An 18,739-nucleotide genomic window follows, 5' to 3' on the forward strand; every position below is an offset into this window, starting at 1 on the left:
GTTCGGTGACGCCGTTGTCAATTCATGCGTGAGGCCGGGGTCGGGATGCCGATTGCGCATCGCAAACCGGCCCGATACAAGCCTGACAAGACGCACTCTTTTCCGCAGGAACGGCTCCCATGGCATCGAATCTGGACACGCTGGTCACGGTTTTCGGCGGATCGGGGTTCTTGGGCCGCAGCGTCGTCCGGGCCCTGTGCAAGCGGGATTACCGGGTCCGGGTCGCGGTGCGGCGGCCGGAACTCGCCGGATACCTCCAGCCGCTCGGCCGGGTCGGGCAGATCCACACCGTGCAGGCGAATCTGCGCTATCCGGCCTCGGTCGAGGCGGCGCTGCGTGATTCGCATGTCGTGATCAATCTGGTCGGCGTGCTCACCGAGAGCGGCAAGCAGACTTTTGACGCCGTCCAGGCCAGGGGCGCCGAGACCGTCGCCAAGGCGGCGGCCGCCGCAGGTGGCGCGCTGGTGCATGTCTCGGCGATCGGGGCCGATGCGCAGTCGCCCTCACGCTATGCCAGGGCCAAGGCGGCCGGCGAAGCCGCGGTCCTGGCCGCGGTTCCCTCCGCCACGATCTTCCGCCCCTCCGTGATGTTCGGCCCCGAGGACCAGTTCACCAACCGCTTTGCCGCGCTGGCCCGGATGTCGCCGGTGCTGCCACTGATCGGTGGCGAGACGAAGATGCAGCCGGTCTATGTCGGCGACGTCGCCAGTGCTATCGCGGATGCGGCCGACGGCAAGGCCAAGGCGGGCGCCACTTACGAGCTCGGTGGGCCGGAAGTGCTGACCATGCGCGAGATCATCGAGGCGATCCTCGAAATCACCGACCGCAAGCGCATGCTGGTGCCGCTGACGTTCGGCCTCGCCCGCTTCCAGGCCAACTTCCTGCAATTCGCGCCGGGCGCGTTCAAGCTGACGCCGGACCAGGTCACGCTGCTCGAGCGCGACAATATCGTGTCGGATGCGGCGAAGGCGGCCGGGCTGACGCTGGAAGGTCTCGGCATCACGCCCGATTCGCTGGAGGCGATCGCCCCGCAATATCTCTGGCGCTTCCGCCCGCAGGGCCAGTTCCAGCGGATGAGTGTGTGAAGCGCCTCTCTATCCGTCGTCATGCCCGGGCTTGACCCGGGCATCCACGTCTCGCTGCAGTCTCGGATACGCGTGGATGGCCGGGTCAAGCCCGGCCATGACGAGCTGGTGGGGCGAACGGGGCGAGGGGGCGCACCGCCGCTGGGGCGAGGATCCGCCCGTCACGACTTTCAAAACCTCAGCTTCTTGAACACCGCTTCCGGCAGCGTCTTGATGATCAGCATCACGAGGCGCCATTTGCCGCTGACATAGACGATGTCGCTCTTGTTCTCGACGGCGCGAAGGATCGCAGCGCCGACGACGGGGGCTTCGATGGTGAGCGGGCCGATCAGCTTCATGCCTTCCGTCATCTTGGTGCGGACGAAGCCGGGCTTGACCGTGACGACGTGGACGCCGCCACGGCTGGCGCGGGCGCGCAGGCCGGACAGGAAGGCGGAGAAGCCGGCCTTGGCCGAGCCATAGACATAGTTGGAGGCGCGGCCGCGATCGCCGGCGACCGAGGACACGCCGACCAGCGTGCCGCTGCCGCGACCTAGAAACTTTTCCGCGAACAGGCCGAGAATCAGCGCCGGACCCTCGTAGTTGGAGCGCATGATCGCGGTGGCATGGGCGAGATCGCTCTGCGCGCTCTCTTGCACACCAAGCAGGCCGACGATCGAGATGGCGACATCGGGCAGCGCGGGCAGGCCGGCGACGAAGCCCTCGAACGAGGCGGTGTCGAGCACGTCGAATGTGTGAACACCGACCTCGACATTGTAGCGCGCGCGAAGATCGGCGGCGTCAGGCTCCAGCGCGGCGACGTCGCGGCCGGCGAGCGCCACATCGTATCCCGCATTGGCAAAGGCGTGCGCCGTGGCGCGGCCGATGTCGGATGAGCCGCCCAGCACCAGTACAGACTTGCGCGACGTCACGGCCTAGACCTCATCGAACAGACGTTGTGAAAGCTTGGAGCGGATGTTGCTGGCAGGGTCGAGCGCTTTGCGGATCGCGTTGAAGCGCGGCAGGGCGGGATAGCCGGCTTTGAGCGTCTCGCGCGACTGGCGCGCATCCTTGGCGAGATAGAGCCGGCCACCGGCCGCGACAACGAGACGGTCGATCTCGTCGAGAAAATTCAGGATGTCGCCGCGCACGGGGAAATCCAGCGCCAGCGTGTAGCCGGGCAGCGGAAACGACAGGATGCCCTCGCCCTGGCCGAGCTTCTTCAGCACCGCGAGGAAGGAGGCATCGCCGCGCCGCGCGACGCGCCCCAGAATCTCGCCGAGCACGTCGCGCGCGCCGTTCTCCGGGATCACGCATTGATGCTGCAGGAAGCCGCGCTTGCCGTAGATGCGATTCCAGTCGGCAATGCTGTCGAGCGGAAAGAAATAGGGATAGAGCGAGACCACATGGCTGCCGCCGGCGCGGCGCGCGCCCATGCGGTAGTACAGCTCGTTGAAGGCGCGGATGCCAAAGCGGTTCAGCGTCATCGAGGGCAAATCGATGGGCACGCCAAGACCGGGATGCTTGCCGGCGGGAAACGCCGCGGCGCCGGCAGGAAGCTCGTCCTTGCCGGCGTGCTCGCCGAGATAGATCAGCGAGCGGCCGAGATCCTTGCCGCGGGCGGCGCAATCGATCCACGCCACCGAATAGGTTGCGGCATCGCCTGCATCGAGCGCGCGCATCGCGGCATCGAGATCGGATGCCGAGATCACGCGCTCGCGGATCCATCCCGTTTCGACTTTGCGCAGCCGCAAGGTCGCTTCGAGGATGACCCCGGTCAGGCCCATGCCGCCGATTGTCGCAAAGAATGCGTCGGAGTTCTGCTCGCGCGAGGCTTCGATCAATTCGCCCTCGCCCGTGCGCAGCAGGATGCTGTCGACATAGCGGCCGAAGCCGCCTTCGCAATGGTGGTTCTTGCCGTGCACGTCGGCGGCGATGGCGCCGCCGATCGACACGAAACGCGTGCCGGGCAGTACGAAGGGCAGGAAGCCGCGCGGGCCGAAGGTCTCGATCAGGTCCGAGAGCAGCACGCCGGCCTCGAGGCAGATTCGGCCGGTCGCCGGATCGAACCACCTGATGCGGTCGAAGCCCGTCATCGCGACGGTCCTGACGGCCCCGATCGCGGCATCGCCATAGGCACGGCCATTGCCGCGCGCCACGGTGCCGGACACGACGGCGTCGGCAACCGCCGCGAACGCGCGCGGACGCAGCATCTCGGTATCGACGACCGGGAAGCGCCCCCAGCCGCTGACGAGGGTCATTGCTCAGCTCCTGCGCCGGGCGCGCCGCCCAGCATGGCAAACTGAGTACCGATCAAAAGCTTATATTGCGTTGAGGGCAGGGCTGTCCGCCCACCTCTCCCCGACGGGGAGAGGTCGGATTGCGCAGCAATCCGGGTGAGGGGCCGCGGCCCTCAGTGAGACTGTAACCCCTCACCCGGACCGCATCTTGCGATGCGATCCGACCTCTCCCTACGGGAGAGGTGAACCGAGAACCTCGGTCAGCATTATCCGATCAGAGATGTCTACCGTCCCAGCGCCAGCGCGATCAGGCCGAGGGTGCCGACGATGACGCGCCACCAGGCGAACAGCAGGAAACCGTGCCGGGTGACATAGGTCAAAAACGTCTTCACCACGATGATCGCGGTGATAAAGGACACCACGAAGCCGATCGCGACGATGTTGATGTGGTCCATCGTCATCTCGGCGCGGCTCTTGTAGAAGTCGTAGGCGAACGCGCCGATCATGGTGGGGATCGCCAGAAAGAACGAGAATTCCGCCGCCGCGCGCTTGTCGGCTCCGAGCAACATCGCGGCGACGATGCTGGCGCCGGAGCGCGACACGCCCGGGATCATGGCCACGCACTGCGCGATGCCGATATAGAGATACATCAAGAGCGGAAATCTGGTGGCATCATGCTCGCGCGGCTTGAGCTCGAGCTTGTCGACCCAGAGCAGGATGGCGCCGCCGACGATCAGTGTGAAGCAGATGACCCACGGATTGAACAGCAGGAGCTTGATGTACTTACCGGCGACGAGGCCGACGATGACAGCGGGCAGGAATGCGACCAGCACGCCGATCATGAAGCGGCGAGCATAGGCATCGCCCGTGAACAGGCCGATCACGACGTCCCACAGCTTGCGAAAGTACAGCCCCACGATCGCGAGAATCGCGCCCAGCTGGATCAGAACCGTAAACGAATCCCAGAACGCGCCTTCGCCGAGATGAAAGAAGCGCTCGGCTATCAGGAGGTGGCCGGTCGAGGATACGGGAAGGAACTCGGTCACGCCCTCGATGATGCCGAGGATCACTGCCCGTACTGCGTCTGACATATTTACGGTCCATTTCGGCTGGAAAAGCGGGGCTCTTCTCGCCTATTCGACCCCATGCCGCAATCGCAAAATGCCAAATCACGCCCTTGCTTCGAGGTTTTGAAGGACTAGTGTGGCGCCGCACAAACATTGATGGATTCTTAAGCACCATCACATAGTCAAAGGCTTCATGTTTACGCTGTTTCATCATCCGTTCTGTCCGCATTCGCGCTTCATTCGCCTGATCGCGGGTGAATACGGGCTTGACCTGAAGCTGATCGAGGAGCGCAGCTGGGAGCGGCGCGAGGCGTTTCTGCTGCTCAATGCAGCGGGCACCACGCCCGTGCTGGTGGACGACGAGCAGCCGCCGATTCCGGGCGCGGCCATCATCGCCGAATATGTCGATGAGGCCTATGGCGCCGGGATGGGCCCCAAGCGCCTGATGCCGGAGACGCTTGCCGAGCGTGTCGAGGTGCGCCGGCTGATGGCCTGGTTCAACGAAAAATTCTTCGAGGAGGTCTCGCATCCACTCGTCACCGAGCGCATCTACAAGCGCTTCATGAGCGAGGAGAACGGCGGCGGGCCGCCTTCGGCCGACGTGATGCGCGCAGCGAAGGCCAATGTGCGCTATCATCTGGCCTATATCGGCTGGCTGGCGCAGACCCGCAACTTCCTCGCCGGCGACCGGCTCACCTACGCGGATCTCGCCGCCGCGGCGCATCTTTCGGCGATCGACTATCTGGGCGACGTGCCATGGAGCGAGGACGACGCAGCAAAGGCGTGGTACGCGCGGGTGAAATCCCGCCCGTCGTTCCGTCCGCTCCTCAGCGAATGGCTGGCCGGCGTGCCGGCCTCGCGGACCTACGTGGACCTGGATTTCTGATGAGGGCCGTCATGCCCGGGCTTGTCCCGGGCATCCACGTGCTTCCTGTCTCGGTGAGGATTACACAAGAACGTGGATGGCCGGGACAAGCCCGGCCATGACGACGTCGAGTGTGGATGCATGAACAACATCGACACAGACACGGATCGGTTGCGCAGCGCGCTCGAAGAGCAGGCGCACGCGCTCGGCTTCGACTGCATCGGCGTCACCGCGCCGGGCTCGATCGATGCAGCCGGACAACACTTCCTCGAATTCATCGCCTCGGGCGGCCATGGCGACATGGATTGGCTCGCGAACCAGCCGGAGCGCCGCGTCGACCCGCGCGGGCTGTGGGCCGACGTGCGCAGCGTGATCATGCTCGGCGTCAATTACGGTCCCGATTCCGATCCGCTTGCCGTCCTGAAGCAGCGCACGCGCGCGGCGATCTCGGTCTATGCGCAAGGCGACGACTATCATGACCTGATCAAGAAGCGGCTGAAGGCGCTGGCGCGCTGGCTGGTCGCGACCGCGCCGAGCGAGGTGAAGGTGTTCGTTGACACAGCGGCGGTGATGGAGAAGCCCTTGGCGCAGGCCGCGCATCTGGGCTGGCAGGGCAAGCACACCAACCTCGTCTCGCGCGAGTTCGGCTCGTGGCTGTTTCTCGGGGCGATCTACACCACGCTGGAGCTGCCGCGCGACGAACCCGAGATCGATCATTGCGGCTCATGCCGGGCCTGTCTCGACATCTGCCCGACCGCGGCGTTCCCCGCGCCCTACAAGCTGGATGCGCGGCGCTGCATCTCGTATCTGACCATCGAGAACAAGGGCCCGATCCCGCACGAGTTTCGCAAGAGCATCGGCAACCGCATCTACGGCTGCGATGATTGCCTTGCCGCCTGCCCCTGGAACAAGTTTGCGCAAGAGGGACGTGAGGCAAAACTCGCCGCGCGCGACGAGTTGCGCGCGCCTTCGCTCGCTGAGCTGGCACGGCTGGACGACGCGGCATTCCGTGCGCTGTTCACGAAGTCGCCGGTGAAGCGCATCGGGCGCGACCGGTTCGTGCGGAATGTGCTGATTGCGATCGGCAATTCGGGCGAGGTGACGCTGGCGGACGAGGCGCGGCGATTGCTAGTTGATGCAAGCCCACTGGTGCGCGGGGCGGCGGTGTGGGCGCTGGGGCAGTTGCTGGCGCGCGAAGAGTTTGAGGCGATGAGATCTGCCGCTGAGAGCAACGAGCAGGACAATAGCGTGCGCGAGGAGTGGCGGGCCGCCTCCTGACTTGATTTCCCCGCCCATTCCCGCAATCTCGCGCGTCATGACAAACATGCCTTTCTTCAATCGCGACGGTGATACATTCCATCCGACGGAAGTCGCCAATGGTCCATGGGATCCGAAATCGCTGCACGGGCGCGTCGTCGTCGGCCTGCTCGGCTTCGTCGTCGAGGAGCGCCATTCCGGGCCGGAATTCGTGCCGGCGCGGCTCACGGTCGACATGTTCCGATTGCCAACCATCGACAGGCCGATCGAGGTGACGACGCGGCTGGTGCGCGACGGCATGCGCATCCGCGTAGTGGAAGCGGAGTTCTTTTCCGGCGGGGTCAGCATGGCGCGGGCTTCGTGCCAGCTGCTGCGCAAAACGCAAAATCCCGATGGCAATGTCTGGTCGCCGCCGAACTGGGACGCGCCGAAGCCGGCCGAGATCCCCAAGCCGACCGATCCCCGGCTCGGCATGAACGGCAAATGGGCGACGCGCCCCATCGTCGGTCATATGGGTTCGCTCGGCCCGCGCAGATTGTGGATGAGCGAGGTGCGCGAGCTCGTCGCGGGCGTTCCGATGACGCCGTTCGTCCGCGTCGCCACCGGCGCCGATTTCGCCAGCCCGTTTGCCAACGCCGGCGACCAGGGGCTCGGCTACATCAACAGCGACGTCACGATCTATCTGCACCGCCTGCCGGTGACGGAGTGGATCGGCTTCGAGGTGGTGAACCACCACGCCACCGACGGCGTCGCGATCGGCGAATGCTGGCTCCATGACGAACAGGGCCCGATCGGCACCGCGACCGTGGCCGCGCTGGCGCAGCGCAAGCCGATGGTGAATCCGTCGAAGCGGTAGGGACTTTTTCCACCTGTCATTCCGGGGCACGCGAAGCGTGAGCCCGGAATCCATACTCCCGATGGTGGTCATGGATTCCGGGCTCGTGCTTCGCACGCCCCGGAATGACGAGGAGGATGCAGCTACCCCAAATGCCGCTGCATCTCCGGCCGCGCCTTCAGTTCGGCGCCCTGCTTGGCGACGATCTTCGCGATCCGCTCCGGTACGAAGTTCAAATCCACGAACGCCGGCGCGGTGTTGGCGACCTCGTGATAGCTCGCGATCTTTCCGCCCTTCAGCGTCATGATCGCCACGCCCTCGAACATCGCCCGCGCGCCGTTCGCTTCCGGCAATGTCGATCTGTAGCTGAACGTGTAGCGCGCATAGAGCGTGGTGCCGTCGGTGACGGGATCGTGCATGTCCCAGCGGAAATCGGTCGCCGTGCGGTAGAACCAGTCGTCGATCATTGCGGCGATCTTCGCACGGCCGGCGAAGGCGCCGTAGAAGACGTCGTGATAGACGCCGTCCTCGGTGAACAGCTCGGCGAAGGCTTTGCCGTTGCGCTGCTCGACGGCGTCGCAGAAGGCGCGCAGCATGGCGGTGGTCGTCATTGGATTGCCTCCTGAAGGAAGAAGGCACTTCACCCGATCTCAGCCACCGCCGCAAGAATGCGCGCGATGTCCTGCGGGCGGGAGAGGCGGTGATCGCCGTCCTGGATCATGGTCAGCACGACGTCATCGGCCGGCAGGCGGTGGGTCAGCGCAAACGCATGCTGCCACGGCACATCAGGGTCCTTCGCGCCTTGCAGGATGCGGACGGGGCAGCCGAGATCGATGGCGCTGCCGAGCACGAGGTGATTGCGCCCCTCCTCGATCAGGTTCCGCGTGATCGGATAGGGCGAGCCGTCGCCATATTCCGACGGGCGCAGCCAGAAGCCCTTGGTCTCGATCTCCTTCTTCACCGCGGGCGAAAAATTCTTCCACATCAGCTCTTCGGTGAAATCGGGCGCCGGCGCGATCAGCACCAGGCCCGCAATCGACGCTTTGCCGGCACGCTTCTTGATCTCGCGCGTGAGCAGCAGCGCCATCCAGCCGCCCATCGAGGAGCCGATCAGGATTTGCGGGCCGTCGCAAAAGCGCTCGAACACCGCAACACTGTCCTCGAGCCAGCTGCCGATGGTCCCATTGGCAAAATCGCCGCCGGATTCGCCGTGGCCGGAATAGTCGAACCGGACGATTGCGCGGCCGCGCTCATAGGCCCAGCCATCCAGCGCCACGGCCTTGCCGCCCTGCATGTCCGACTTGAATCCGCCCAGCCAGACCAGCCCGGGGCCCTTTCCGGGGCGGCGGCGCACCGCGATCCTGCGTGCGGACGGCCCCTCGCCCACATCGATGAACTCAAGAACGGCATCGGGAATTGCGTCGGTCATGGAACGTTTACTCTGGCTATGCGGTTTGAGCTGTCGGGACCTGTTCCGAAAGCGCGACCGGCATCGGTATTGGTCTTTGGGACGCTTGCGGAACAGAGGCAAGGTGTCTATGTCGGTCAGCGTGCCGAGGGCCGTGACCAAAATGCCTCGCATTTGAGGGTTTTTCGCGCCTCGCACCAGCGACTTGCTTGCCGGCAAACGCATCTTCCTTCAAGATAGCCGCTTCTTTCACAACTTTGGAGAACCACCCATTCGCCGTCCTAATAAAGCTCCGCCCGCTGCCAGCAAAGACGGGCCGCGCATCAATGATGATATCCGCAATGCGCAGATCCAGCTGATCGACCAGACCGGTGACAACAAAGGTACGGTCGAGACCGTCGTCGCCATCCGCATGGCGCAGGAAGTCGGGATGGATCTGGTCGAGATTTCACCGAATACCAGCCCTCCCGTCTGCAAGATCATGGACTACGGGAAGTACAAGTATTCCGCTCAGAAGAAAGCCGCGGAAGCCCGCAAGCGGCAGAAGACCGTCGAGATCAAGGAGATCAAGCTCCGCCCGATGATCGACGACCACGATTACGACGTGAAAATGCGCGCGATGCAGCGCTTCTTCGAAGAGGGCGACAAGGTCAAGATCACGCTGCGCTATCGCGGCCGCGAAATGGCGCACCAGGAGATCGGCACCAAGCTGCTCGACAAGATCAAGACCGATGTCGCCGAGCTCGCCAAGGTCGAGCAGGACGCGCGGTTCGAAGGTCGCCAGGTGGTGATGGTGCTGGCGCCGCGCTGACGCGCAACGCTTTTAGGACTGAGTTCAACGGCCCGTCCGGATCCCCGGCGGGCCGTTTGTTTTTTTGGTCGAGGTGCAGCCGCGGACGCCGCTGCACCTCTCCCGCTTGCGGGAGAGGTCGACGCGCGTAGCGCGGCGGGTGAGGGCTTTCGCCTCTTGGGGGCTCTCGCTGGTGGAGACAGCCCTCTCCCCGATCCTCCCCCGCAAGCGGGGAGGGAGCGCACCAGCGTCTTTGGTGCTACGTCCTGGTCGCCTGCCAGGTTCCGCTGCACTGGTCGCCGGAAATGATGCCCTTCCACGACCCGGCGCCGTTCACGCCGGCGAGCCGGCCGCCGCCGCTGGCGTGGGAGGCGCCGACCGAGACCTGCACGGCGACAGCGCCGGAACGGTTGACCCGGCCCGAGACCCGGCCGCCGCCGGCGGAGGAGACGCGGGTGCCGGTCACGGTGAAGGGAACGCTGTAGCCCGAGCTGCAATTGCCGCGGGTGGTGGCGAAGGTGACGTTCCAGATGCCGTCATAGCCGCCGGCGCGGGCGTCAGCCGCCTGTGGCAGCGCAGCCGCGGCGAGCACAGCGAACAGCGCCAGAGGGCGCGGGCGGGCGAATGAAATCAGAAGTTGCGGGAAATGAGCCATTTTGGACCTGCTTCAGACGAGAAGGCTTGGACATGAGGGGTGGCAGCGTTCAATAGTCGGCGGGCGGGTTGCGGCGGTTCATCGTTGCCAACTGGCCTCTCCTCTGTCATAAGCCCAGCCTTCACCGCCCGGCTGATTTACGGGCTGCCGTGGCGGTGTCTCGTGCGGGTTTCGCGCCTGTCGCAAAACTTGAGCACAATCAACGCTCTAACGAGCATTTTTGACGGTCCAGCCGCCTTCGCGGGCGGATCTCTGTGGCCATTAGGAGAGCCAAATGCCCAAGCTGAAGACCAAATCGGGCGCTAAAAAGCGCTTCAAGGTGACTGCCACCGGCAAAGTGATGCACGCCCAGCGCGGCAAGCGTCACGGCATGATCAAGCGGACGAAGAAGCAGATCCGTCAGCTCCGCGGCACCCGCGTGCTGTTCAAGACCGACGGCGACAACGTCAAGAAGTACTTCTTGCCGAACGCCTGATCGCGTCCACGATCATTGCCATCCGTGCCGCGCATCCCGCGGCGATCCGATAACCAAAGTCATCTCTGAAGGATTTCGTCATGTCTCGCGTCAAACGCGGTGTGACCGCCCACGCCAAGCACAAGAAAGTCTACAAGGCCGCCAAGGGCTTCTACGGCCGCCGCAAGAACACTATCCGTGCCGCCAAGCCGGCGGTCGAGAAGGCGATGCAATACGCCTTCCGCGACCGCAAGCGCAAGAAGCGGACGTTCCGCGCGCTCTGGATCCAGCGCATCAACGCAGCCGTCCGTCCGTTCGGCCTGACCTACAGCCGATTTATCGACGGCATGGCCAAGTCCGGGATCACCGTGGACCGCAAGGTGCTGTCGGATCTCGCGATCAGCGAGCCCGCCGCGTTCCAGGCGATCGCCGAGAAGGCCAAGGCCGCGCTGGCTGCCTGAGACCAGCGCTAGCGGGCCTTTTGGCCCGTAGCCTTCAACGCGCGCTGCGAGTAATGCTGGGCGACCTGCGCCCGGCAAAAGGCTGTGAACGAGAGATACATGGTGCCGGACTTGTTCCGGTACTTGCGATCGCACGCCTGCAACTCGCGCTGATAGCCGAGCTTCTGCGGCAGCTTCAGTTGGCCGCCGAAATCAGCTTCGCATTTCTTCTCGACAACTTCGCCGAACTGCACGTCGCCGCTGGCGCCATATGCGCAGGCCTCGAACAGCTTCATGGCACGGCTGCAGCCAGGCGCCGCATTGAGGACTGCGATGACGTCGTCCATCGACGTCGATTTGGCCGGGCACTCCTCGGCGTAGGCCGCGCCACCCAAAACACCTTGCAAAAGAAGCAGGACCAGGCCGACCAGGCAGGATCTCGAAAGCATCGCAAAACTCTCCTCGTACCCCCCGTTGGTGCCGGGTCCCCGCGCAGGGTTCAACCCAGCCGGCCATGTGCCCGAAATGACCGGCTTTTCGCTTGACGTTACGGCCTTCGGGCGGCGACAACCCAGCCGAATTTAGAGCCAAGGATTTGACTGTGTCCGACCTCGCAACGCTCGAAACATCCATCCTCGACCAGATCGCTACCGCCGGCGATGAAGCCGCGCTCGAAGCCGTGCGCGTCGCAGCCCTCGGCAAGAAGGGCTCGATCTCCGCGCTGCTCGCCACGCTCGGCAAGATGTCACCCGACGAGCGCAAGACCCAAGGTGCGGCCATCAACCAGGCCAAGGACAAGGTCACCGAGGCGCTCGCGGCAAGGCGCGACGTTCTGAAATCGGCCGCGCTCGATGCGCGGCTCGCCGCCGAGACCGTCGACGTCACCTTGCCGCTGCGCGATGCGGCGGCGGAAGCCGGCCGCATCCATCCGCTCAGCCAGGTCTGGGACGAACTGACCACCATCTTCGCCGACATGGGCTTCTCGGTGGCCGAAGGCCCCGACATCGAGACCGACGACTACAACTTCACCAAGCTGAATTTCCCGGAAGGCCATCCGGCGCGCGAGATGCACGACACGTTCTTCTTCCATCCGAAGCAGGACGGCTCGCGCATGCTGCTGCGGACCCACACCTCGCCGGTGCAGGTGCGCACCATGCTGAGCCAGAAGCCGCCGATCCGCGTGATCTGCCCGGGCCGCACCTACCGCATCGATTCGGACGCGACCCACACGCCGCAATTCCACCAGGTCGAGGGCCTCGTCATCGACAAGAGCTCGCATCTCGGCCACCTCAAATGGATCCTGCACGAGTTCTGCAAGGCGTTCTTCGAGGTCGACCACATCAACATGCGCTTCCGGCCCTCGTTCTTCCCGTTCACCGAGCCGTCGCTCGAAGTCGACATCCAGTGCCGCCGCGACAAGGGCGAGATCCGCTTCGGCGAGGGCGAGGATTGGCTCGAGATTCTCGGCTGCGGCATGGTGCATCCGAACGTGCTGCGCGCCTGCGGCATCGATCCCGACGAGTACCAGGGCTTTGCCTGGGGCATGGGCATCGACCGCATCGCCATGCTGAAATACGGCATCGCCGATTTGCGCCAGCTGTTCGACAGCGACGTCCGCTGGCTGTCCCACTACGGCTTCAAGCCGCTCGAAGTGCCAACGCTTGCCGGAGGGCTGAGCACGTGAAATTCACCCTCTCCTGGCTGAAGGATCATCTCGACACTGACGAGCCGCTGGAAAAGCTCGCCGAGAAGCTCACCATGATCGGGCTCGAGGTCGAGAACATCGAGGACAAGGCGAAGGCGCTGAAGCCTTTCACCATCGCAAAGGTGATCTCGGCCGAGCAGCATCCGAATGCGGATCGCCTGCGCGTCTGCATGGTCGACACCGGCGACGGCGGTACGCCGGTGCAGGTGGTGTGCGGCGCGCCGAATGCGCGCGCCGGGCTCGTCAGCGTGTTCTCGCCGCCCGGCACCTACATTCCCGGCAAGGATATCACGCTCGGTGTCGGCACCATCCGCGGCGTCGAGAGCCGCGGCATGCTGTGCTCGGCGGCCGAGCTGCAGATCTCCAACGATCATGACGGCATCATGGAATTGCCTGAGGACGCGCCGATCGGTGCTGCCTATGCCGAATGGGCCGGCCTCGGAGATCCCGTGATCGAGATCAATCTGACGCCGAACCGGCAGGACTGCACCGGCGTGCACGGCATCGCGCGCGATCTCGCCGCCGCCGACATGGGCAAGTTCAAGAATCCAACGATCAAGCCGGTCAAGGGCGAATTCCCCTGTCCGGTGAAGGTGACGGTTGAAGACGCCACGCTGTGTCCGGGCTTCGCGCTCCGCCTCGTGCGCGGCGTCAAGAACGGGCCGTCGCCGGAATGGCTGCAGAAGCGGCTGACCGCGATCGGGCTACGTCCGATCAACGCGCTGGTCGACATCACCAACTTCATCACCTACGACCGCGCACGCCCGCTGCACGTGTTCGACGCCAAGAAGGTGAAGGGCAATCTCGTCGTGCGGCGCGCGCGCGAGGGCGAGAGCCTGCTGGCGCTCGACGGCCGCACCTACAATCTCGATCCCGCCATTTGCGTGATCGCGGACGAGCACGGCGTCGAATCGCTCGCCGGCATCATGGGCGGCGAAGCATCGGGCTGCGACGAGAACACCACAGACGTGCTGATCGAGTCGGCGCTGTGGAACGAGATCAACATCGCCCAGACCGGCCGCAAGCTCGGCATCAATTCGGACGCGCGCTACCGCTTCGAGCGCGGCGTCGATCCGGCCTTCATGGTGCCCGGAATCGAGCTCGCGACCAAGCTGGTGATGGAGCTTTGCGGCGGCACGCCGTCTGAAACATTCGTGGTCGGCAAGACCTTTGGCGACGATCGCCTGATCGAATTCCCGATCACCGAGGTCAAGCGCCTTTCGGGCATCGAGGTGCCGCAGGTCGAGATGAAGCGCATTCTGACCCATCTCGGCTTCATGATGGCGGGTCCCGGCCCGGTGGTGAAGGTCGCAGTGCCCTCGTGGCGCTCCGACGTGCACGGCAAGGCCGACATCGTCGAGGAGATCGTCCGCATCTTCGGCGTCGACAAGGTGCCGATGACGCCGTTCGAGCGCGGCGACGAGCCGCGCAAGCCGGTGCTGACGCCGCTGCAGCTGCGCACCCGCCGCGCGCGGCGCGCGCTCGCAACCCGCGGCATGGTCGAAGCCGTGACCTGGTCGTTCATCGCAAAATCTGCGGCCGAATTGTTCGGTGGCGGACAGCGCGAGCTCGAAGTGGCGAACCCGATCGCCTCCGATCTCTCCGACATGCGCCCGACCCTGCTCGCCGGCCTGATCGCGGCGGCGCAGGCCAATGCCGATCGCGGATTCGGCGATGTCGCGCTGTTCGAGGTCGGCCAGGTGTTCAAGGGCGATCGCCCGCAGGACCAGTTCATGGCGGCGAGCGGCGTGCGCCGTGGCCTTGCGTCGTCCGAAGGGCTCGGACGGCACTGGACCGGCTCGGCGCAGGCCGATGTGTTCGACGCCAAGGCCGATGCGCTGGCGGTGCTAGCGGCCGCCGGCGCGCCGATGCAGGCGCTCCAGATCGTGGCGGGCGGTCCCGGCTGGCTGCATCCGGGCCGCTCCGGCACGATCCAGATCGGGCCGCAGAACGTGCTCGGATATTTCGGCGAAGTGCACCCCAGAGCGCTCGAGGCGCTCGGCGCCGACGGGCCGCTTGTCGTGTTCGAGGTGATCCTCGACCGCATCCCCGAGGCGAAGAAGAAGCCGACGCGCGCCAAGCCCTTGATCGAGCTCTCGGCCTTCCAGCCGGTGTCGCGCGACTTCGCTTTCATTGTCGACCGCGCCGTCAAGGCCGGCGAGATCGTCCGCGCCGCTCAGAGCGTCGACAAGAAATTGATCACCGGCGTCAATGTCTTCGACGTCTACGAGGGCAAGGGCATCGATGACGGCAAGAAGTCGATCGCGATCGCGGTCACGCTGCAGCCGCGCGAGAAAACCCTGACCGATCAGGAGATCGAAGCCGTCGGCGCCAAGATCGTGGCCGAGGTCAGCAAGAAGACCGGCGGCACGTTGCGAGCATGACGCCGAAAAGTGCGAAGCGGTTTTCGGACAACGTCATGCTCGAGAGCCATAGAGCATGAGTCCTGCGGACTTCCTTCCGAAGGACGTCAGCCTCACGATCGCGGCGGCGCTCTGCGCCGTCGCTTTCGTTTCGGGCACAGCGCGCGGTTTCTCCGGCTTCGGTTCGGCGCTGATCTTCATGCCGCTGGCGAGCAGCATCGCGGCGCCGCGGCTCGTTGCTGCCCTGCTGCTCGTCATCGATTTCGTCGCGGCCGTGCCGCTGCTGCCGGATGCGTGGCGGAAGGCCGATCGCAAGGCCACCGCGGTGATCGTGCTGGGCGCGCTGATCGGCGTCCCTATCGGCACCTATTTCCTCAGCGTGCTCGAACCCGTCACCACGCGCTGGATCATCTCCTGCTTCGTCGCGGCGCTGTTGCTGCTATTGCTGTCGGGCTGGCGCTATCGCGGCAAGGACCACGCCTGGCTGTCGGTCGGCATCGGCAGCCTCTCCGGCTTCTGCAGCGGGCTCGCGCAGACCGGCGGCCCGCCGATCGTCGGCTACTGGCTCGGCCGCCCGATCGCGCCGATGGTCGCGCGCGCCAATATCGTGCTGTTCTTCGGCGCCTCGGATTTCTTCTCGATGGTCAGCTATGCGACGACCGGCCTGATTAGCCGCGAATCGCTGGTGCTGTCGCTGATCGTCGGCCCGGTCTATGCGGTTGGCGTTGCGTTCGGCAGCTCATTGTTCGGCCGCGCCAGCGAGAAGGTGTTTCGCGGCATCTGCTATGCGCTTATTGCGATGGCGGTGATCTTTGGATTGCCGGTGCTGGATGGGGTGTTGCGATAGCTCTCTCCGCGGGTCGTCCCCGCGAAGGCGGGGACCCATAACCCCAGGAAGAAGTTATGGTGCAAGCTGGTCACCGCGAGTCTTCGCCAAACCAGGCCCTGTGGTTATGGGTCCCGGATCGGCGCGCGCCTTGGGGCGCGCTTGTCCGGGACGACGGCGGAATGTGTCGCCGCTTTATTGCTACTGCCGCGGCACGCGCCGCTTCTTGGTCGACTGCGTCGGCACATCCGCCGGCTCGTCCTTCAGCGCGCCGATCTTGCGCAGGGCGGCGTCCGCGGCACGTTCGCCGCTCTCCCACGCGCCGTCGACGGTGCCCCAGAGCGTCTCGTGCGTGGCTTCGCCGGCGAGGAACACATTGCCGATCGGCTCGGCGAGGGTTCTTCGCGACAGCTGGCCGCCGGGCGAGGCGGCCGACATCGCGCCCATGACGTAAGGCGAGGCGTTCCAGCGCGTGGCGCTGGTCTTTTGCACCACGGCAGCGGCCTCGCTACCGAACAGCTTCGTGATCCACTCCCGGGCAAAGGCCGCCATCGCCTTCTCGCCCTGGTCGGCGAGATCGCGGCCGAAGGAGCCGCCGACATCGATCGAGCACAGCGAGGAGCCGCCGATATTGGCGAACATCAGCGCCGTGCGGGTCGAATTGCTCTGCTCGATGAGGATGTCGTCGCGCGACAGGCCGAGCGGATTGCCGGGCAACTGCAGCACGATACGATCGTAGCTGCCGAGGCTGAGCTTCGATGCCGCATCCAGCGTCCGCTTGGGAATGTCGGGTGCGAACTTGATCGCGCCCGATGTCAGCACATTGGTCGAGACCGTGACGATGGCGGCGCGCGCCGCGATCTTGCCGGCTTGCGTCTCGATGCTGACGTCGCGATTGCTCCAGGCGATGCGGTTCGCCGTCGTCGACAACGCCACCGGCGCCTGCTCGGCGAGCTTGGCGATCAGCGTGCCCAGGCCCTGGCGGCAGGCGATCGCTGCGTTGCGGTCCTGCGCGCGTCCCTTGTCGATGGCAGACAGCTCCTTCAGGTCCTTGCCGGCAAAGCTCGCACCCAGCATGAACTCGGCCGCGCCGGCCCAGTCGCCGAGATCCTTCGGCAGCACCGATGCGCAGGAGGTATCCAGCTTGCCCCGCCCGGCCTCGTCGATGGCGCGGTTGGCGCGCACCAGGGCGGCCAGGAATTGCTCGGTCTCGCCGGCGCGGGCATTGCGGCGGCCAATGCGCACCTTCTGGCCCGAGGGCGCCGGCAGCACGTCCAGCCCGGCGCTGCGCGCCAGCCGGATCATCGGGTTGGTGTCGGGATTGTGCAACCAGCGCGCGCCGCGGTCGAACGGCGTGTCGAAGGTCGTGCTGTCGGTGATGCAGCGGCCGCCGACCTGCGCGGCCGCCTCCACCACGATGACCTTGCGGCCCGTCGCGATGATGCGCCGCGCCGCGGCAATTCCCGCCGCCCCCGCGCCGATCACGACGATGTCAGCCTCGCGCGGCAGGGGCGCGGCCGATGCGCGCAGCACCGGCATCGCCGCAAGGGCCGCCGACGCCGAAAGAAAGCCGCGGCGCGTGATTGTCATGTCATGGTTTCCGGGGACTTGCGGCGAACGTGAACAGCCCGCGAACCTTGCCGTATCCGATGTTGCGCAGCAACCAGGATGGTGAATCAACCATGCTTGATCTCACAGAGTGATGAACCGAATTGCAACACGTTTCGACCATGATAGAGAAGGGAAAAAGACGGCCGGAAAAGGCCGTGGGGGGAGTTCGGCATGGGGACGGTCCTGGATTCTGTCGGCAAGGTGATTGCCGCGTACCTCTCGAAGGAGGTGCCGGGCTACGAGCCGTTCACGCCGAGCGACCCCGAGCATCTGCGCGGCGTCATCGAGCCCGGCGACGTGCTGCTGGTCGAGGGCAACAACCGCATCTCCGGCATCATCAAATACCTGACGCAGTCGACCTGGTCGCATGCCGCGCTCTATGTCGGTCCGGTCGAGGGAGCAGAGGAGCCCAACGGCGAGCCGCATGTTCTGATCGAGGCCAATATCGGCGAAGGCGTCACCTCGGCGCCGCTGTCGAAATATTTCCCCTATCACACCCGCGTCTGCCGTCCGGTCGGGCTGTCCTATGAGGATCGCACCACGGTGTGCCGCTATGCGATCAACCGCATCGGCTTCGGCTACGACACCAAGAACATCGTCGACCTCATGCGCTATCTGTTCCCGCTGCCGATACCGCAGCGCTGGCGCCGACGCATGATCGCGATCGGCTCGGGCGACCCGACCAAGATCATCTGCTCGGCCCTGATCGCGCAGGCCTTCGACGCCGTGCGCTACCCGATCCTGCCGAAGATCACCAAGGCCGGCAGCCGCGCCGCACGGCGAGAGATCCTGCACATCCGCGATTCCTCGCTCTACATGCCCCGCGACTTCGATATCTCGCCCTATTTCGAAGTCGTCAAACCCACCATCGTGCACGGGTTCGACTACACCGCCTTGCACTGGGCCGACAAGCAGAAGCCGCTCGAGGAGGTGGCGGGCTCATTCAGTGTGTTTCCAGAAGCGCTCGTGGCGCCGCCGCTCGCTCCTGAAGCGGCTGACGAAGCGACATCGGGTGAAATTCCGGCTCAAGAAGTGAGCGCGCCGGATGCGCGAGCCAGCGTGGCTTTCTCCGAGCATTTTGTGCAGCTGAGCGAGCTCGCGGTGTATCGCGCGCGGGCGCGGGAGATGACGGCTTAGGTTCGCACGGTCTCGTAGGGTG

Annotated in this window: 19 protein-coding genes; 11 read left to right on the top strand and 8 right to left on the bottom strand. The window is 65.2% G+C overall.

Annotated features, from left to right (window positions below):
- Nucleotides 1–119: 119 nt before the first annotated feature.
- Entirely contained in the window at nt 120–1,085 is a 966-nt protein-coding gene (locus tag ACVWYQ_RS22845) for a complex I NDUFA9 subunit family protein (protein WP_404544893.1), read from the top strand.
- Between the two features lie 170 nt (nt 1,086–1,255).
- Here the strand turns inward: ACVWYQ_RS22845 and ACVWYQ_RS22850 are convergent, their stop codons facing one another.
- The 3 genes from ACVWYQ_RS22850 to ACVWYQ_RS22860 form a co-directional block, all read right to left on the bottom strand.
- Complete coding sequence (locus ACVWYQ_RS22850) at nt 1,256–1,996, bottom strand: SDR family oxidoreductase (RefSeq protein ID WP_404544895.1); 741 nt, start codon at nt 1,994–1,996, stop codon at nt 1,256–1,258.
- Between the two features lie 3 nt (nt 1,997–1,999).
- Entirely contained in the window at nt 2,000–3,325 is a 1,326-nt protein-coding gene (locus ACVWYQ_RS22855; RefSeq protein WP_404544897.1) for an FAD-binding protein, read from the bottom strand.
- 263 nt (nt 3,326–3,588) lie between these two features.
- Complete coding sequence (locus ACVWYQ_RS22860; protein ID WP_404544900.1) at nt 3,589–4,395, bottom strand: undecaprenyl-diphosphate phosphatase; 807 nt, start codon at nt 4,393–4,395, stop codon at nt 3,589–3,591.
- 169 nt (nt 4,396–4,564) lie between these two features.
- Here ACVWYQ_RS22860 and ACVWYQ_RS22865 point away from each other — a divergent pair, with 169 nt between their 5' ends.
- The 3 genes from ACVWYQ_RS22865 (at nt 4,565) to ACVWYQ_RS22875 (ending at nt 7,349) form a co-directional block, all read left to right on the top strand.
- A complete protein-coding gene (locus ACVWYQ_RS22865; RefSeq protein ID WP_036024387.1) occupies nt 4,565–5,257 on the top strand; it encodes a glutathione S-transferase family protein in 693 nt (230 codons plus the stop codon).
- Nucleotides 5,258–5,377: 120 nt separating this feature from the next.
- The gene (gene queG / locus ACVWYQ_RS22870) at nt 5,378–6,514 is read left to right on the top strand and encodes a tRNA epoxyqueuosine(34) reductase QueG (protein ID WP_404544902.1); all 1,137 of its coding nucleotides are present in this window, start codon (nt 5,378–5,380) and stop codon (nt 6,512–6,514) included.
- A 37-nt stretch (nt 6,515–6,551) separates the two neighbouring features.
- Nucleotides 6,552–7,349 (top strand): acyl-CoA thioesterase domain-containing protein, encoded by a 798-nt coding sequence (locus ACVWYQ_RS22875; protein ID WP_404544905.1) that lies wholly within the window; start codon nt 6,552–6,554, stop codon nt 7,347–7,349.
- A gap of 122 nt (nt 7,350–7,471) precedes the next feature.
- On the opposite strand, the gene ACVWYQ_RS22880 is transcribed toward ACVWYQ_RS22875, so the two are convergent.
- Both ACVWYQ_RS22880 and ACVWYQ_RS22885 read right to left on the bottom strand, forming a co-directional pair.
- Nucleotides 7,472–7,939: a nuclear transport factor 2 family protein gene (locus ACVWYQ_RS22880; protein ID WP_404544907.1), complete on the bottom strand. Its 468-nt coding sequence runs from the start codon at nt 7,937–7,939 to the stop codon at nt 7,472–7,474.
- 29 nt (nt 7,940–7,968) lie between these two features.
- A complete protein-coding gene (locus tag ACVWYQ_RS22885) occupies nt 7,969–8,757 on the bottom strand; it encodes an alpha/beta hydrolase (RefSeq protein ID WP_456726399.1) in 789 nt (262 codons plus the stop codon).
- A 250-nt stretch (nt 8,758–9,007) separates the two neighbouring features.
- On the opposite strand from ACVWYQ_RS22885, the gene infC reads away from it, so the two are divergent.
- Nucleotides 9,008–9,547, top strand: a complete 540-nt coding sequence (gene infC, locus ACVWYQ_RS22890) for a translation initiation factor IF-3 (RefSeq protein WP_074447655.1) — start codon at nt 9,008–9,010, stop codon at nt 9,545–9,547.
- Between the two features lie 238 nt (nt 9,548–9,785).
- Here the strand turns inward: infC and ACVWYQ_RS22895 are convergent, their stop codons facing one another.
- Nucleotides 9,786–10,181: a hypothetical protein gene (locus ACVWYQ_RS22895; protein ID WP_036024380.1), complete on the bottom strand. Its 396-nt coding sequence runs from the start codon at nt 10,179–10,181 to the stop codon at nt 9,786–9,788.
- 274 nt (nt 10,182–10,455) lie between these two features.
- Here ACVWYQ_RS22895 and rpmI point away from each other — a divergent pair, with 274 nt between their 5' ends.
- Both rpmI and rplT read left to right on the top strand, forming a co-directional pair.
- The gene (gene rpmI, locus ACVWYQ_RS22900) at nt 10,456–10,656 is read left to right on the top strand and encodes a 50S ribosomal protein L35 (protein WP_008539890.1); all 201 of its coding nucleotides are present in this window, start codon (nt 10,456–10,458) and stop codon (nt 10,654–10,656) included.
- An 80-nt stretch (nt 10,657–10,736) separates the two neighbouring features.
- Nucleotides 10,737–11,096: a 50S ribosomal protein L20 gene (rplT, locus tag ACVWYQ_RS22905; RefSeq protein ID WP_028179126.1), complete on the top strand. Its 360-nt coding sequence runs from the start codon at nt 10,737–10,739 to the stop codon at nt 11,094–11,096.
- An 8-nt stretch (nt 11,097–11,104) separates the two neighbouring features.
- Here rplT and ACVWYQ_RS22910 read toward each other — a convergent pair whose 3' ends face one another.
- Nucleotides 11,105–11,524 carry a hypothetical protein gene (locus ACVWYQ_RS22910; protein WP_404544913.1) on the bottom strand — a complete coding sequence of 140 codons (420 nt, stop codon included), beginning with the start codon at nt 11,522–11,524 and terminating at the stop codon, nt 11,105–11,107.
- A gap of 152 nt (nt 11,525–11,676) precedes the next feature.
- Between ACVWYQ_RS22910 and pheS the strand changes: the two genes are divergently transcribed.
- The 3 genes from pheS to ACVWYQ_RS22925 are packed head-to-tail and all read left to right on the top strand — an operon-like array spanning nt 11,677 to nt 15,990.
- Nucleotides 11,677–12,759, top strand: coding sequence for a phenylalanine--tRNA ligase subunit alpha (gene pheS, locus ACVWYQ_RS22915; protein ID WP_271543350.1), 1,083 nt, complete (start codon nt 11,677–11,679; stop codon nt 12,757–12,759).
- Nucleotides 12,756–15,164 (top strand): phenylalanine--tRNA ligase subunit beta, encoded by a 2,409-nt coding sequence (pheT, locus tag ACVWYQ_RS22920; RefSeq protein WP_404544915.1) that lies wholly within the window; start codon nt 12,756–12,758, stop codon nt 15,162–15,164. The genes pheS and pheT overlap by 4 nt, the downstream gene beginning before the upstream one ends.
- Nucleotides 15,165–15,219: 55 nt before the next feature.
- Nucleotides 15,220–15,990 (top strand): sulfite exporter TauE/SafE family protein, encoded by a 771-nt coding sequence (locus ACVWYQ_RS22925; RefSeq protein WP_404544917.1) that lies wholly within the window; start codon nt 15,220–15,222, stop codon nt 15,988–15,990.
- A gap of 180 nt (nt 15,991–16,170) precedes the next feature.
- Here ACVWYQ_RS22925 and ACVWYQ_RS22930 read toward each other — a convergent pair whose 3' ends face one another.
- The gene (locus ACVWYQ_RS22930; protein ID WP_404544919.1) at nt 16,171–17,559 is read right to left on the bottom strand and encodes a flavin monoamine oxidase family protein; all 1,389 of its coding nucleotides are present in this window, start codon (nt 17,557–17,559) and stop codon (nt 16,171–16,173) included.
- 192 nt (nt 17,560–17,751) lie between these two features.
- Between ACVWYQ_RS22930 and ACVWYQ_RS22935 the strand changes: the two genes are divergently transcribed.
- A complete protein-coding gene (locus tag ACVWYQ_RS22935; RefSeq protein ID WP_404544921.1) occupies nt 17,752–18,717 on the top strand; it encodes a YiiX/YebB-like N1pC/P60 family cysteine hydrolase in 966 nt (321 codons plus the stop codon).
- Nucleotides 18,718–18,739 lie beyond the last annotated feature (22 nt).

The sequence above is a fragment of the Bradyrhizobium sp. USDA 3397 genome (genome assembly GCF_054060965.1).